At 65.0% G+C, this 13,851-nt stretch carries 14 protein-coding genes; 3 read left to right on the top strand and 11 right to left on the bottom strand.

All coding sequences use genetic code 11. From position 1 onward, the window contains the following. Positions 1 to 129 precede the first annotated feature (129 nt). The 3 genes from HDG39_RS23375 to HDG39_RS23365 all read right to left on the bottom strand — a co-directional run bounded on the left by HDG39_RS23375 (position 130) and on the right by HDG39_RS23365 (position 3,478). Complete coding sequence (locus tag HDG39_RS23375; protein ID WP_184009028.1) at positions 130 to 822, bottom strand: lytic transglycosylase domain-containing protein; 693 nt, start codon at positions 820 to 822, stop codon at positions 130 to 132. Between the two features lie 125 nt (positions 823 to 947). Further along, positions 948 to 2,219 (bottom strand): cytochrome-c peroxidase, encoded by a 1,272-nt coding sequence (locus tag HDG39_RS23370; RefSeq protein WP_184009026.1) that lies wholly within the window; start codon positions 2,217 to 2,219, stop codon positions 948 to 950. 23 nt (positions 2,220 to 2,242) lie between these two features. Further along, positions 2,243 to 3,478, bottom strand: a complete 1,236-nt coding sequence (locus HDG39_RS23365; protein ID WP_184009024.1) for an alkaline phosphatase family protein — start codon at positions 3,476 to 3,478, stop codon at positions 2,243 to 2,245. Between the two features lie 240 nt (positions 3,479 to 3,718). On the opposite strand from HDG39_RS23365, the gene HDG39_RS23360 reads away from it, so the two are divergent. Next, the gene (locus tag HDG39_RS23360; protein WP_018418703.1) at positions 3,719 to 3,979 is read left to right on the top strand and encodes a DUF6723 family protein; all 261 of its coding nucleotides are present in this window, start codon (positions 3,719 to 3,721) and stop codon (positions 3,977 to 3,979) included. Positions 3,980 to 4,030: 51 nt separating this feature from the next. On the opposite strand, the gene HDG39_RS23355 is transcribed toward HDG39_RS23360, so the two are convergent. The 6 genes from HDG39_RS23355 to HDG39_RS23330 all read right to left on the bottom strand — a co-directional run bounded on the left by HDG39_RS23355 (position 4,031) and on the right by HDG39_RS23330 (position 10,492). Next, on the bottom strand, positions 4,031 to 4,630 hold the full coding sequence (locus tag HDG39_RS23355; RefSeq protein ID WP_184009021.1) for a rhomboid family intramembrane serine protease: 600 nt from the start codon (positions 4,628 to 4,630) through the stop codon (positions 4,031 to 4,033). A 162-nt stretch (positions 4,631 to 4,792) separates the two neighbouring features. Further along, a complete protein-coding gene (gene glmS, locus HDG39_RS23350) occupies positions 4,793 to 6,610 on the bottom strand; it encodes a glutamine--fructose-6-phosphate transaminase (isomerizing) (RefSeq protein WP_184009019.1) in 1,818 nt (605 codons plus the stop codon). 59 nt (positions 6,611 to 6,669) lie between these two features. After that, the gene (glmU, locus tag HDG39_RS23345; RefSeq protein ID WP_184009017.1) at positions 6,670 to 8,031 is read right to left on the bottom strand and encodes a bifunctional UDP-N-acetylglucosamine diphosphorylase/glucosamine-1-phosphate N-acetyltransferase GlmU; all 1,362 of its coding nucleotides are present in this window, start codon (positions 8,029 to 8,031) and stop codon (positions 6,670 to 6,672) included. A gap of 141 nt (positions 8,032 to 8,172) precedes the next feature. Beyond that, positions 8,173 to 9,174: a tRNA 2-thiocytidine(32) synthetase TtcA gene (ttcA, locus tag HDG39_RS23340; RefSeq protein ID WP_018418707.1), complete on the bottom strand. Its 1,002-nt coding sequence runs from the start codon at positions 9,172 to 9,174 to the stop codon at positions 8,173 to 8,175. A 3-nt stretch (positions 9,175 to 9,177) separates the two neighbouring features. Continuing rightward, positions 9,178 to 9,573 carry a dihydroneopterin aldolase gene (locus HDG39_RS23335; RefSeq protein WP_018418708.1) on the bottom strand — a complete coding sequence of 132 codons (396 nt, stop codon included), beginning with the start codon at positions 9,571 to 9,573 and terminating at the stop codon, positions 9,178 to 9,180. A 91-nt stretch (positions 9,574 to 9,664) separates the two neighbouring features. Continuing rightward, positions 9,665 to 10,492, bottom strand: a complete 828-nt coding sequence (locus tag HDG39_RS23330; protein WP_184009015.1) for an SDR family oxidoreductase — start codon at positions 10,490 to 10,492, stop codon at positions 9,665 to 9,667. A gap of 13 nt (positions 10,493 to 10,505) precedes the next feature. Between HDG39_RS23330 and HDG39_RS23325 the strand changes: the two genes are divergently transcribed. Beyond that, a complete protein-coding gene (locus tag HDG39_RS23325) occupies positions 10,506 to 11,708 on the top strand; it encodes a class I SAM-dependent methyltransferase (protein ID WP_184009013.1) in 1,203 nt (400 codons plus the stop codon). A gap of 31 nt (positions 11,709 to 11,739) precedes the next feature. Beyond that, entirely contained in the window at positions 11,740 to 11,934 is a 195-nt protein-coding gene (locus HDG39_RS23320) for a DUF2905 domain-containing protein (protein WP_018418711.1), read from the top strand. Between the two features lie 34 nt (positions 11,935 to 11,968). Here the strand turns inward: HDG39_RS23320 and HDG39_RS23315 are convergent, their stop codons facing one another. Both HDG39_RS23315 and HDG39_RS23310 read right to left on the bottom strand, forming a co-directional pair. Continuing rightward, positions 11,969 to 13,201, bottom strand: a complete 1,233-nt coding sequence (locus HDG39_RS23315) for a multifunctional CCA addition/repair protein (protein WP_184009012.1) — start codon at positions 13,199 to 13,201, stop codon at positions 11,969 to 11,971. Then, positions 13,198 to 13,851 carry a glutathione S-transferase family protein gene (locus HDG39_RS23310; protein ID WP_184009009.1) on the bottom strand — a complete coding sequence of 218 codons (654 nt, stop codon included), beginning with the start codon at positions 13,849 to 13,851 and terminating at the stop codon, positions 13,198 to 13,200. Before HDG39_RS23310 ends, HDG39_RS23315 begins: the two co-directional genes overlap by 4 nt.

Here is a 13,851-nt window from a genome sequence, read left to right as displayed (position 1 = left end):
TGCGTAAAAAGCGTGCAAGGTGCAGCCCAGACCCTATTGCAGCGGAAAACAGCGCGTCAACTTGAAGCACGCCGCCGCGCCCTCGCCGTGCATGCGGGCGAAAATGCGAAAGAAATCGCGCGCGCGTGCCTAGTTCGACGTCGTGCGCGTCGAGCCCACCGTCGCGGCCGAAGTCGACCCAGAGGGCGCGGCCGACGATGCCCCGGCTGCCCCGCTCGCGACGGGTGCCGCGGATGCAACGAGCGCCGCCGGCACGCTGAACGCGTCGGCCCACGGGTTCGCGCTGGCGCAACGATCCGCCTCGCACGACGCGGACCGCCCAGCGGCCCCGGAAGCGCCCTCAGAGGGTGTCGCAACCGCCGCGAAATCCTCCACGCGCAGATTCACCTTCTGCGCATAGGCCTTCGAGCCGCCATAGCTCTTGAGCGCGGTATTCAGATCGCCGTTCGCCGAGCGCATGTAGCCGTACAGAATCGCCGAGCCCGCTTCGATGTTCGCACCCGGCTCGGTCAGATCCTTCACGTTGCGCAGCAGCCCGCGGTGCGCCTGCGGCACGACCTGCATCAGCCCTGTCGCGCCATTGGCGCCGCGGGCTTTTTCCTTGAAGCGGGATTCGATCGAGATGATGGCGAGCAGCAGCGCCGGAGGAAGGGAGTATTTGTTGGCGGCGGATTGCACCGCGTCGGAGATCTTTTGAGCCTTTTCTTTGCCCACACCAAACTTATGCGTCAGGTACGCCGATATTCGGTCGGTGTTTTCGTCGGCCGCAGCGGTTTGGGCGAGGCCGAGCGAAAGCACGATCAGGCAAAGTAACCGGCTCATGGTGGACGTCGGAGGAAGCAAAGATCCGCGCATTATAGCGCCGCCGCATCGGGCGGCGCCTTTCCTCGGCAATTTTTGTCTTTTAAATCAATGGTGACCGGAACTCATCCCATTTTCCGATGCGTTCATTTGACCGTTTTTAACTTCAGGTCATAGCCGTCGCTCAGCGTCGCGAGGAATGCGGCGACGTCGTCGATATCACGCTCGGACCAGACCGGACGCTCGCCCGTTTTGCGCGTCAGCGGCTCGTCGGTCGTATCGACGTTCACGCGCAGTGCGACCGGCAGATCGTTGAATTTGTCGACTTTGCCGTGCGCATCCCTTGGATACCACTTGTCCGGGTTCGTATCGCGTTGCACGTAGAAACGCAACGCCTCTTTCAGCGTGTGGAAGCGACCGTTGTGAAAAAACACATGACGCGTCGCGGTATTGCGCAGCGATACCGACTTGAACAGTCCGCAGTTCAGCTTGTCGCTTTGATCCGTACGCAATGGTCCGCACAGGCCCATGTCGAAATACTTCGGATCGGCGTTGACCTTCAGTTCAGCGTTGCGCGGCACGCCAAGCGCCTGAAAGTTGAAGTCGGTGAAAAGCGGATGAGCGCCGTTCACGCCCGACTGGTCGATATGACAGGATGCGCAATTGCCGCCGGCGGGGTCGTCGAACAGTTTTTTGCCGCGCAACTCTTGTGCAGTTAGTTGCACTTTCCCGTCCAGGTAGTAATCGAACTTGCTCGTGTACGGATGAAAACTGGGGTCTTCGAGCTCGAAGCGCTCGATCGCGTACATCGCCTGGGTGAACGCCTTGGTCGGATCGGCAAAAATATTCTGGCCGAATACTTCCTTGAAGCGCGCGGCGTATGGCGCGCGCTGCATCTTCGCGAGCAATGCGGCCGGATCCTTGTTGGCCATCTCGTTCGGATTGAACAGGGGGAAGCTCGCCTGATCGTGCAGATAGTTGAAGCGCCCGTCCCAGCCAAAGCCGCCGACCGGCGCGTTGTCCGTTTCGCTGAGCCGCTCGGACAGGCTCGCCGCCTGCGCGTGCGTCCAGATCGGCGTACGGTTCAGCACGTAGCGCAGGCTCGGCACCGCGCGCGTGCCCTGCTGATGCAAATCCGCACCGCCGAGTTGCGCGGCGAGACCGTTGGGCGGCCCGTACGCGTGCTCGGGACTGTGACAGCTCGCGCACGACATCTTGCCCGAGGCCGACAGCGCCGGATCGAAGAACATCAGTTTGCCGAGCGCGGCGGCGTCGCTATAGACGGGCTTCGCATCGGCGGATGCCGGTGTCGCATTCGACGCAACAGCGGGCGCCACACCGGCGCCCCCCAGTAACGCGCCGCCCATCAGGGCGGCGAGTGCTATCCGACGCGCGCTTGCGCGCGCCGTGAATCGCATGACAGAAGACAGCATCGAGTCTTTTACAGGTTCGTGAAGATGTCGCTGCCGAACCCCACCAGACCTGCCTGTCCCGCATAACCGAGGTGGTCCAGCTGGAAGATGTCCTCGATGCTCTTCAGCATCGAATAGTGGTTGTACGGCACCGAGGACACCGTACCCGGCTTGATGAACTTCGAGATCATCACGGCGCCGGTCTGGTCGCCGCCGTAGCTCGACTTGGTCAGGTTGATCGTGATGCCGTTATAGGCGAGCGACGAAGTCTCAGGGAACGACGGCAGGTTCGGGCCGGGCTGCTGGCTACAGCAGGTCGTGCCGGCAAATACCAGATCCTCGCCCGACGCGGACTGCGTGACCGTCGCGTAGCTGCTTTCGTCGAAGTTGATGATCAGCAGGCCATCCTTCTGGAACGCCGGCGATGCGGTAATGATCGGCACCCACTTCTGCAGGAACGTGTTCGCGCTCGTCAGGCCGCCCGGCTGGCCGTTCACGCAAGGTGCGTCGTGGCCGTCGTCGCACAGGTTCGGCGTGATCAGGTTGAAGTTCGCCGTGGTCGAGACCGATTGCAGATCGTTCTGCAGGTTATTCAGATTGACGACGTGCTGTCCGCAGTCCGGCGAATCGATGATCGAGTGGAAGTACATGAACGGATTGTGGCGCGTCGCATACTGGTCGCCGAGCGGCACGGCCGCGCTCGGCGCTTCGGCCGACTGCGTCAGGTCCGTCGTGTTCAGCGTCGGATGGCCGCAGGTGGCGGCTTCGCGCGACGGATCGTTGCCCATGTCGCCTTCATAGCCCTTCCACGTATAGCCCGCTGCCTTCAGCTGGTCCGGCAACGTCTTCACGCTCGCCGGATACACGCAGCCCGAGCCGATCGCCTGGCCATCGGACGTCATGCCGGTCAGCTTGAAGTCCTGATAGGTCATGCAGTCGTTGTCGGTCTCGTTGGTCGGCGACTGGCCGCTGATCATCGAGATGTAGTTGTCGAGACTCACGTGGCCCGTGCCGTAGTACTGCTGCACGAGCGCGCCTTGCGATGCCAGTGTCTGCGCGAGATACGGCGCTTTGGTGTTGGCGCCGAACGTGGTCGCGTAGTTTTCGTTTTCGAGCGTGATCACGAACACGTGGCGAATCTGCTGCTGTCCGGTCAGTTGCAGCCCGCCGGACGAAGACGACGAGCCGCAGGCGGCCACGATCGAAGCGATTAAAGCCGCGCAAGCGGCCATGATGAATGCGCGTAGCCCAATGCGGTGTGACATGTTCGTTGACCTCTGTTGCTGTCTTTTTGTTGCCCTGTCGGGAATGCCGTTCTATTCGCGGGCAGACTTTATGGAGCGCCTATGACATTGCCGTGAAAGTTGACATTAGTCCACCGATAAAACCATTGGCGAATCAGCGGGTTGCCCACTCGATTCACGCTTCGCGCCGATTTGAGACAATGCCCGTCGACCGCGCGCATCGTTGCGCGCCGCCTCAACGAACAACCGATGTTTTCAGCTATGAGCAAGACCGCGTTTATTCCCAGCGTCCCCGGCACGTCGGAGGACGACTTCGAGATTTCGGCGAGCGCGAAAATGGCCGGCTACCGGCGCTTCTTCGGCGTGTTGAAGGTGGTGCGCACGACCGACGGCCGCATGCTGTTTCCATTCGATGGCGCGCCCGAACTGGGCCCACACGCGAGCCGACTCGAAGCGCTCGCGGCCGCGCAGGTGTATGGCGAACACATCGTCGCGAGCGATCTGGAGCGGCCGGAGTTGTAGGATTCGTCGATCGCCCGGCGATATGCCGATACGCGAAAAAATGCAGGTGGGTCAGCGCACGCGTACCCGGTTCGCCGCGCCGGCCCGCGCACGCGCGGCGAGCACACCACCGAGCACGCCGCCGACATGGCTCTGCCACGACACATCCGGATAGATAGGCAGTACGCCGAACAGCAGGCTCAGACCGTAGCTGCTGACGACGACCAGGGCTACCAGGATCGACACGAGATTGCGCGTGTAGTAGCCGCGGGCGACCAGGTAGCCCGCATAGCCGAACACCAGCCCGCTCGCGCCGATATGCACCGAATACGACGCGCCGAACAGCCACGCGCACAGGTCCGCGCCGAGCATCGCGCCAAGGGTCGCGCGCCAGAAGCCGGCGATATCCGGCCACGTACACAGCCAGCCGAGAACGACGAGCCCGCTCGTGTTGGCGGCGATGTGCCCGAGGCTCGCATGCAGCCACGGCGCGAACAGGATCCCCTGCAAGCCGCCGAGCGAACGCGGCACGACGCCGTGCTCGTTCAGATGCAGGAACGGCAACGCAACCGACAGAAAGAACACCGCCCACATCGAACCGACGAACAGCGCGATTAGCACGACGCGTGACTTCAGCTTTTCGGTTAGCGTGTTGGGAGACGAGGTCTTCATGATGACGAGGCCACGTGGGATGTCGACAGAGGGTAGTCGATGTGGCGTCGTCACGTCGAGGCATCGTGGCAAGACAGATGCCGATGGTGTTTCGTCCGCCGGACCGCATGGCGGTGCGGCGGATCGCGTGAGCTTGCGGCCCGGGTTGCCGCTACGTCTTCGTCACTCCACCGTCACCGACTTCGCCAGGTTCCGCGGCTTATCCACATCCGTGCCACGCGCACAAGCGGTGTGATACGCGAGCAACTGTAGCGGCACGACGTGCAGGATCGGCGACAGCAAGCCATAGTGCTCTGGCATCCGGATCACATGCAGCCCTTCGCCGTTGACGATCTTCGTATCGGCATCGGCGAACACATAAAGCTCGCCGCCGCGCGCGCGCACTTCCTGGATGTTCGACTTCAGCTTTTCGAGCAGCGTGTCGTTCGGCGCGACCGTCACCACCGGCATCGCTTCGGTCACGAGCGCCAGCGGCCCGTGCTTCAGCTCGCCAGCCGGATACGCCTCGGCGTGGATATACGAAATCTCCTTGAGCTTCAGCGCGCCTTCGAGCGCGATCGGATAGTGCATGCCGCGTCCGAGGAACAACGCATGTTCCTTGCGCGAAAACTCCTCCGACCACGCGATGATCTGCGGCTCCAGCGCGAGCACGCTGTTGAGCGCGGCCGGCAGGTGGCGCAACTGCTTCAGATAACTCGCTTCCTGCTCGTCGTTCAAACGTCCGCGCAGCTTCGCGAGCGTTGCCGCCAGCGTGAACAGCGCAACCAGCTGCGTCGTGAATGCCTTGGTCGACGCGACGCCGATCTCGCGGCCCGCGTGCGTGAGGAACGACAACTCGGTCTGCCGCACCATCGCGCTCGTGCCGACGTTGCAGATCGCGAGCGTGTGCTTGTGGCCGAGCCCCTGCGCATGCTTGAGCGCCGCGAGCGTGTCGGCGGTTTCGCCCGACTGCGAAATCACCACCACCAGCGACTTCGGATTCGGCACCGACTCGCGATAGCGATACTCGCTCGCGATCTCGACCTGAGTCGGAATCTTCGCGAGCGATTCGAGCCAGTACTTGGCGGTGAGCCCCGAGTAATAGCTGGTGCCGCACGCGAGAATCAGCAGGCTGTCGATGTCCGCGAACACCTGGCGCGCGCCTTCGCCGAAGATCGACGCATCGAACGCGTCGGCCTGAGGAATCGTGTCGGTGATCGCGCGCGGCTGCTCGAAGATTTCCTTCTGCATGAAGTGGCGATACGGGCCGAGTTCGACCGCGCCGCCATAGGCCGCGACCTGGCGCACCTCGCGTTGCGCGGCCTCGCCCTGACGATCGGCGATGCGCACGCCATCGAGCGACAGTTCGCAGACGTCGCCTTCCTCGAGGAAGATGAAGCGCTCGGTGCTGCCTGCGAGCGCGAGCGCGTCCGACGCGAGGAAGTTTTCGCCGTCGCCGAGCCCGACCACGAGCGGCGAGCCCTGGCGCGCGCCGACCACCGTATGCGGCTGATCCTTGTGCAGCACCGCGATCGCATACGCGCCGTGCAGTTGCGCGATCGCCTCGCGCACCGCAGCGAAGAGGTCGCCGCGATACAGGCTATGGATCAGGTGCGCGATAACCTCGGTGTCGGTCTGCGAGACGAACTCGTAACCCTTGCCGCGCAGCATTTCGCGCAAGGTCTCGTAGTTTTCGATGATGCCGTTGTGTACCAACGCCAGCGCATCCCGCGAGAAGATCGGGTGCGCGTTGTCGGTGACCGGTGCGCCATGCGTGGCCCAGCGTGTATGCGCGATGCCCGTCACGCCTTCGAGGTGACCGTCGCGCACCTGGCCTTCGAGGTCGGCCACGCGCGCGACGCTGCGCGCGCGGCTCGGCCCGCGAACCCCGAGCACGGCGACGCCGCACGAATCGTAGCCGCGATATTCGAGGCGCCGCAGTCCTTCGATCAGGACGGGAACGATATTACGTTGCGCAACCGCGCCGACAATGCCGCACATGGTGTATTCCTTTTCAGTGCCGGATTCAGTGAGCGCGCCTCGTGGGCACGCCGTATCGATCAGCTTTTCTTTTTGACAGGGCGCACGTAGCCCGTCTTGCTCGTCTGGGTTTTATCGTTCAACACCAGCACGTCGGCGGCGACGTCCTTCCACACTGTGGTGCCGGCCGCGATCGTCGCGCCGCGCTGCACGCGCACCGGTGCGACCAGTTGCGTGTCCGAGCCGACGAACACGTCGTCCTCGATCACGGTGCGGAATTTGTTGGCGCCGTCGTAGTTGCAGGTGATCGTGCCCGCGCCGATATTCACGCGCGCGCCGACATCCGCATCGCCGATGTAGGTGAGGTGGTTGGCCTTCGAGCCATGACCGAGCACCGCGTTCTTGATCTCGACGAAGTTCCCTACATGAGACTCGTCTTGCAGCGCCGCGCCTGTGCGCAAGCGCGCATACGGACCGACAACGGCCTTCGCGCCGACTTCCGCGCCTTCGATGTGCGTGAACGCATCGACGCGCGTACCGGCGCCGATACTCGCGTTGCGAATCACGCAGTTCGGCCCGATGCTGACGTTGTCGGCCAGCGTCACACGGCCTTCGAACACGCAGTTGACGTCGATCGACACGTCGCGGCCGCATTCGAGCGTGCCGCGCACGTCGACGCGCGCCGGGTCGGCGAGCGTCACGCCCGCGACCAGGAGTGCGTCGGCGACATTGCGCTGATGAATCCGCTCGAGCTCGGCGAGCTGCTGCTTGCTGTTGACACCGAGCGTTTCCCACTCGTCGTCGGGCTGCGTGGTGACGACTTCGAGGCCGGCTTCGATCGCCATTTCGACCGCGTCGGTCAGATAGAACTCGCCTTGCGCGTTGTCGTTTCTGAGCGCCGCGAGCCAGCCGGCAAGGCGCGCGGTCGGCGCGACGATGATGCCGGTGTTGATTTCGGCGATCTTCAGCTGCTCAGGACTCGCGTCCTTCTGCTCGACGATGCGTTGCACGTTGCCGTGCAGATCGCGCACGATGCGGCCGTAACCGGTCGGGTCGTCGAGCGCGACGGTGAGCACGCCGTAGCCGTCCTGGCCGGCACGCCCGGTCAGTGCGCGCAGCGTTTGCGCACGCGTGAGCGGCACGTCGCCATAAAGCACCAGCGTGGGCAACGAAGGATCGAGCAGCGGCAGCGCCTGCTGCACCGCGTGGCCGGTTCCGAGCTGTTGCTCCTGCACCGCGAACTGGATATCGGGCGCCGCGACGGCTTCGCGCACGGCTTCGGCGCCGTGGCCGATCACGACGATCAGGCGCGCGGGCTTCAGCGCGCGGGCGGTGTCGATGACATGAGCGAGGAGCGGCCGGCCGGCCAGAGGATGGAGCACCTTGGGAAGCGCGGACCGCATGCGCTTGCCGGTACCTGCCGCCAAAATGACGATGTTCATGGTGTCGGCAAATAGACGAGTTTGGAGCGGACGATTCTATCATGCTGCACCTGCAAAAAAGGCCGCAGACGCGGCCTCGGCAGGGCTTGCAAGCCAGCGGAAAAGCGCCGGAATGCCGCCGGAACAGGCACTTTTCGCTCGTTACAGGTCGTCGAACTGGACCAGCGAAATGGTCTTCGCACTGGTGAGCGGCGCGCCTTCGTCGCCGCTCGAGCATGGTTCTTCGTCGAACGCGATGTCACCTTGCGGGTCGGCTTCGCCGGTCGCGCGCAGCCCCGCGAACGGAAACAGTTGGTGATCCATCAGATGCGACGGCACCACGTTCGACAACGCATTGAACATGTTCTCGATGCGGCCCGGGAAACGCTTTTCCCAGTCGCGGACCAGCGCCTTCATTTCCGCGCGCTTAAGGTTTGGTTGGCTACCGCACAGATTGCACGGAATGATCGGGAATTCACGCAGCTCGGCGTACTTCTCCAGATCGGTTTCCTTCACGTAGGCGAGCGGCCGGATCACGATGTTCTTGCCGTCGTCCGATTGCAGCTTGGGCGGCATGCCCTTCAGCTTGCCGCCGTAGAACAGGTTCAGCAGCAGCGTCTGCAGGATGTCGTCGCGATGATGGCCGAGCGCGATCTTGGTCGCGCCGAGCTCGCCGGCGACGCGATACAGGATGCCGCGCCGCAGCCGCGAGCACAGCGAACAGGTGGTCTTGCCCTCCGGCACGAGCCGCTTGACGATGCTGTAGGTGTCCTGATTCTCGATGTGAAACGGGATGTCGAGCTGGGTCAGATACTCGGGCAGCACGTGCTCGGGGAAGCCCGGCTGCTTCTGGTCGAGGTTTACCGCGACGATGTCGAAATTGATCGGCGCGCGCTCGCGCAGCCGCATCAGGATCTCGAGCATCGCGTAACTGTCCTTGCCGCCCGACAGGCACACCATCACCTTGTCGCCGTCCTCGATCATGTTGTAGTCGCCGATCGCCTGGCCGACCTGGCGCGCGAGACGCTTGAAGAGCTTGTTGTTCTCGTACGCTTCCTTCTGCTCGCGGCGCGTGAGCGGCGATTTCGAGGCGCGGGCGGCGCTCGGTGCCGCGGTGGCCTCGGCGGCTTGGTTGCCTGCGTTCAGCATTTCCGGTGCGTTCATCGCTCAGTCCTCCTTGATGCGGAAGACTTCGACGCCGACCGCATCGCAGTCCGGATACACGTCCGGCTTTTCGGTCGACACGCGCGCGCCGCGCACCTGCGGATGTTCGAGCATCGCGCGCACGAGGTCGTCGCACAGCGTTTCCTGCAGATGAATATGGCCTTGCGAGACGCGTCTGGCGATCGTCGAGCGCATGAAGTCGTAGTCGACGACTTCGGTGAGCTTGTCGTGCACCGGCGTGGACATCGTGAGCGGCACGAACAGTTCGACGTTGATCACGACGCGCTGCTCGCCGCGCTTTTCGAAGTCGTGCACGCCGATATTGATGTGCACTTCGTAGTTGCGCAGAAAAAGCCGCCGGCAATCGGCGAGCCGGGGGTGCGAAAGAGCGGCAAACATGTTCGTTCCAGTCCAAAAAAGCGCGCGGGGCACGCAAAGGGACGCTTCGCCACACGCGATGACCGCCTCGAAGGCCGGCCACGCGCGCGTGTCAGGCGCCCGTCAAAAACATCACGTCGCGCGGCAGCGGCACGAGATGCTGCCCGCCGTCGACCACCAGCGTCGTTCCGGTAACGCCGGCTGCATCCGCGAGATACAGCGCGGCGGCGACGATATCCTCGGGCCGCGACGCACGGCCAAGAGGCGTCATACGGTGAGCGGCCTCGAACCCGTGCTGGGTCTGGTCGCCCGATTGCATGGTCAGCCCGGGCGCGAGCCCGACCACCCGGAGCTTCGGCGCGAGCGCCTGAGCGAGCGCGACCGTCGCGGTCTGCAGCGCCGCCTTCGACAGCGTGTACGACAGATAGTCCGGGTTCATGTTGTACAGCTTCTGATCCAGCACATTGATGACGACGCCGCGCTGGCTTTCGTCGCGCAACGCCGCATCGGGCGTCGCTTCGTAAAGCATGCGCGCGAGCACGAGCGGCGCGCCGACGTTCATCGCGGTCAGCTTCATCAGCAGCTCGTAGCCGACGTCGCGCGCCGTGTCTTCCTCGAAGCGCGACGCGTTATTGACGATGCACGACGGCCGCCCGAGCGCAGCGGCACAGTCGGGCAGCAGCCGGGCGACCTGCGCCTCGTCGCCGAGCTCGGCGTGCAGCGCGACCGCGCGGCGGCCCAGCGCGACGATCTGCGCGACCACTTCGTCGGCGTCCTCACGCGAGGCACCGTAGTGCACGGCCACGTCCCAGCCGCGCGCGGCGAAGCCGAGTGCGAGCGCGCGCCCGATGCGGCGCGAGGCGCCCGTAATCAGCGCGACGCGGGGCTTTTCGGGCGGCAGTTCAGCCGCGCGGGCAGCGATGTCCGGAGAAGCGGTCATTTACAATGCGGGGATGAATCCCAAAGCTCACCAACCCGACAGTTTACCTGCTCCCGGCCCGAGCGCGCTCGCGCAGTCCGACGCGCTCGTCGCCGAGATCCGCGCGCAGCTCGACGCGGCCGGCGGCTGGCTGCCGTTCGACCGCTACATGGAGCGCGCGTTGTACGCGCCGGGACTCGGCTACTACAGCGGCGGTGCGCGTAAATTCGGCCTGCGCGCCGACGATGGCAGCGACTTCGTCACCGCGCCGGAGTTGTCGCCGCTGTTCGCCGCGACGCTCGCGCGACCGCTCGCCGAAGCGTTGGAGGCGAGTGGCACGCGCGATGTGATGGAGTTCGGCGCCGGCACCGGCAAGCTCGCCGCGGGCTTGCTCAATGCGCTCGACACGCTCGGCGCCGAGTTCGACAGCTATTCGATCATCGATCTATCGGGTGAGCTGCGCGAGCGGCAGCGCGAAACGATCGCGGCGGCCGCGCCCGCGCTGCTCGCGAAAGTGCGCTGGCTCGACGCGTTGCCGCAGCGCTTCGAAGGCGTGGTGATCGGCAACGAGGTGCTCGATGCGATGCCGGTGCGGCTCTTCGCGCAAAACAGCGGTGTCTGGCGCGAGCGCGGCGTGGTGTGGCGCGACGGCGCCTTGGCGTTCGACGACCGCCCCGTCGCGGCCGCTGCGGACCTCGCGCTGCTGACCGAAATCGATGCGACCCGCGAACCGGCCGGCGACGACTACGTGACAGAAACGCACGAAGCCGCGCGCGCCTTCACGCGCACCATCTGCACAATGCTCGCGCGCGGCGCGATCTTGCTGATCGACTACGGTTTTCCGCGCCACGAGTACTACCACGACCAGCGCGCGCAGGGCACGCTGATGTGCCACTACCGGCACCGAGCGCACGGCGACCCGTTCCTGTACCCCGGTCTGCAGGACATCACCGCGCACGTCGAATTCACCGGCATCGCCGAGGCGGGCGTCGAGACCGGCGCGGACCTGCTCGGTTTCACGTCGCAAGCGCGCTTCCTGCTGAACGCAGGCGTCACCGAGGTGCTCGGCGAAATCGATCCCGCCGACGCCGCGCGCTTTCTTCCCGCCGCCAACGCGGTACAGAAGCTGCTGTCCGAGGCGGAGATGGGCGAGCTCTTCAAGGTGATCGCGTTTTCGCGCGGACTCGACGATACGCTGCGCGCCTTTTCGGGCGGCGATCGTTCGCATACGCTGTGATTGTGAATCCGCTCTGGCTCGAGGACTCGCGATGATTCGCTGGCTTTTGACTACCTTCGTTGCCGTCGCGGTGCTGTCGTCGTGCTGGCCGTGGCTGAGGAAGCTCGGCATCGGCCGGATGCCCGGCGACGTGACCTTGCGGCTGTTCGGCCGCGAGTATCCGTTTCCGTTCATGTCGACGCTGGTGCTGTCGATGCTGTTGTCGCTGTTGGCGCGGGTGTTGTAGGCGCCGTCGCGCGCTACTTTACGCCCGCGCGACTTCAAGCCAGCGCAGCCTCTACCGCACGCACGCGCTCCTCATGCACGGCGTCCTTGATGCCGGCCGGCGCATCGGCGAGCCGCTGCGCCACTGCCCCTGCATCCACGCCTCGCGCGGCCACCAGTGCAAGCCTCAGCCGCTCGGCCTGCGGGTACTCGCTCATCTCGAGGCCGAGCCGCCCGCGTGCATCCGACTCGCAGGCCTGCAGCGCCTCGGCGAAGCGCGCCGGCTTCCTGATCGCGTCGCTGCGCTCGAGCAGGCGCACCAGAGCTGCCGCCCCCATCTCCATCACGCGATGGATATTGCCGTGCTCGCGCGCGACCAACACCGCCAGATCGCGGCACTCGTTCGGCACGCGCAGCCGCTCGCACAGCGGCTTCAGCAGATCGACGCTGCGGCCCTCGTGGCCGATGTGCCGTGGCAGCAGGTCCTCGGGCGTGGTCGCCTTGCCGAGGTCGTGCGTCAGCGCCGCGAAGCGCACCGGCAGCGTGTAGCCCTGCTGCGCGGCATGGTCTAGCACCATCATCACGTGGACACCGGTATCGACCTCGGGGTGATAGTCGGCGCGCTGCGGCACGCCGAACAGCGCGTCGATCTCCGGCAGAATCCGCGCGAGCGCGCCGCAGTCGCGCAGCACGCCGAACATCCGCGACGGCTTCTTCTCCATCAACCCGCGCGACACCTCCTGCCACACGCGCTCGGCCACCAGCGCATCGGCCTCGCCGTCGGCGACCATCTCGCGCATCAGCGCCAGCGTTTCCGGCGCGACCGTGAAATCGACGAAACGCGCCGCGAAACGCGCGATGCGCAGAATCCGCACCGGGTCTTCGAGGAACGCGGCGCTGACATGGCGAAAAAGCCGCGCCTGCAAGTCAGCCTGGCCGTTGAACGGATCGATGACCGGGCCGGTCAGCTCGCCGTCCGGGCGCACCTCGCGCGCCATCGCGTTGATCGTCAGATCGCGGCGCGCGAGGTCTTCTTCGAGCGTCACGTCGGGCGCATAGAAAAACTGGAAGCCGTGATAGCCGGCCGCCGTCTTGCGCTCGGTGCGCGCGAGCGCGTACTCCTCCTGCGTCTGCGGATGCAGGAATACCGGAAAGTCCTTGCCCACCGGCCGATAGCCCTGCGCGACCATCTGCTCGGGTGTCGCTCCCACCACCACGTAGTCGCGGTCCTGCACCGGCACGCCGAGCAGCTCGTCGCGGACCGCGCCACCTACTGCATAGATATTCATGGGCATTCGTCTTGATAGGCGATCGCGTGCGTTTCGCAGCGCGAGGCGTCGATCCATGCATTGACCGCGGGCAGCTCGGTGAGCCGCTCGACATAGGCAGCTGCGGTCTCCGACAACGCCGGCTTCCACGTGTTGAAGCGCATCGCGACCGGCGCGAACATCGCGTCGGCAATGCCGAATTCGCCGAACAGGAACGGGCCGCCGTAGGTCTCGAGGCAGTCGCGCCAGATCGTCTCGATCCGCGCGATATCGGCGAGCGCGCCCGGCGTCGCGTTCTTGCCCGGGAACGACGCACGGATGTTCATCCACATCTTCGAGCGCAACTCGCCGAACCCCGAATGCATCTCAGCGCTGACGCTGCGCGCATGCGCGCGCGCCGCCGCGTCTCGCGGCCACAGCGCGTGTTGCGGGAAGCGCTCGGCGAGCGTTTCGGCGATCGCCAGCGAATCCCACACGGCCTGCCCGGCGTCGTCGATCAGGCATGGCACCTTGCCCGGTCCGCGCGGCGCCTGAGCGCGGATCTTCGCATTCGTGTCCGCTTCGTACAGCAGGATCAGTTCCTCGTCGAACGGAATGCCGAAGTGCGTGAGCAGCAGCCACGGACGCATCGACCACGACGAATAATTCTTGTCACCAATCAGCAGTTTCAT

This window comes from Paraburkholderia lebeckiae (genome assembly GCF_014201005.1).
GTDB classification, from domain to species: domain Bacteria; phylum Pseudomonadota; class Gammaproteobacteria; order Burkholderiales; family Burkholderiaceae; genus Paraburkholderia; species Paraburkholderia tuberum.
The sequence above is the reverse complement of the archived record's forward strand: the minus strand, read 5'-3'. Positions and strand labels throughout refer to the sequence as shown.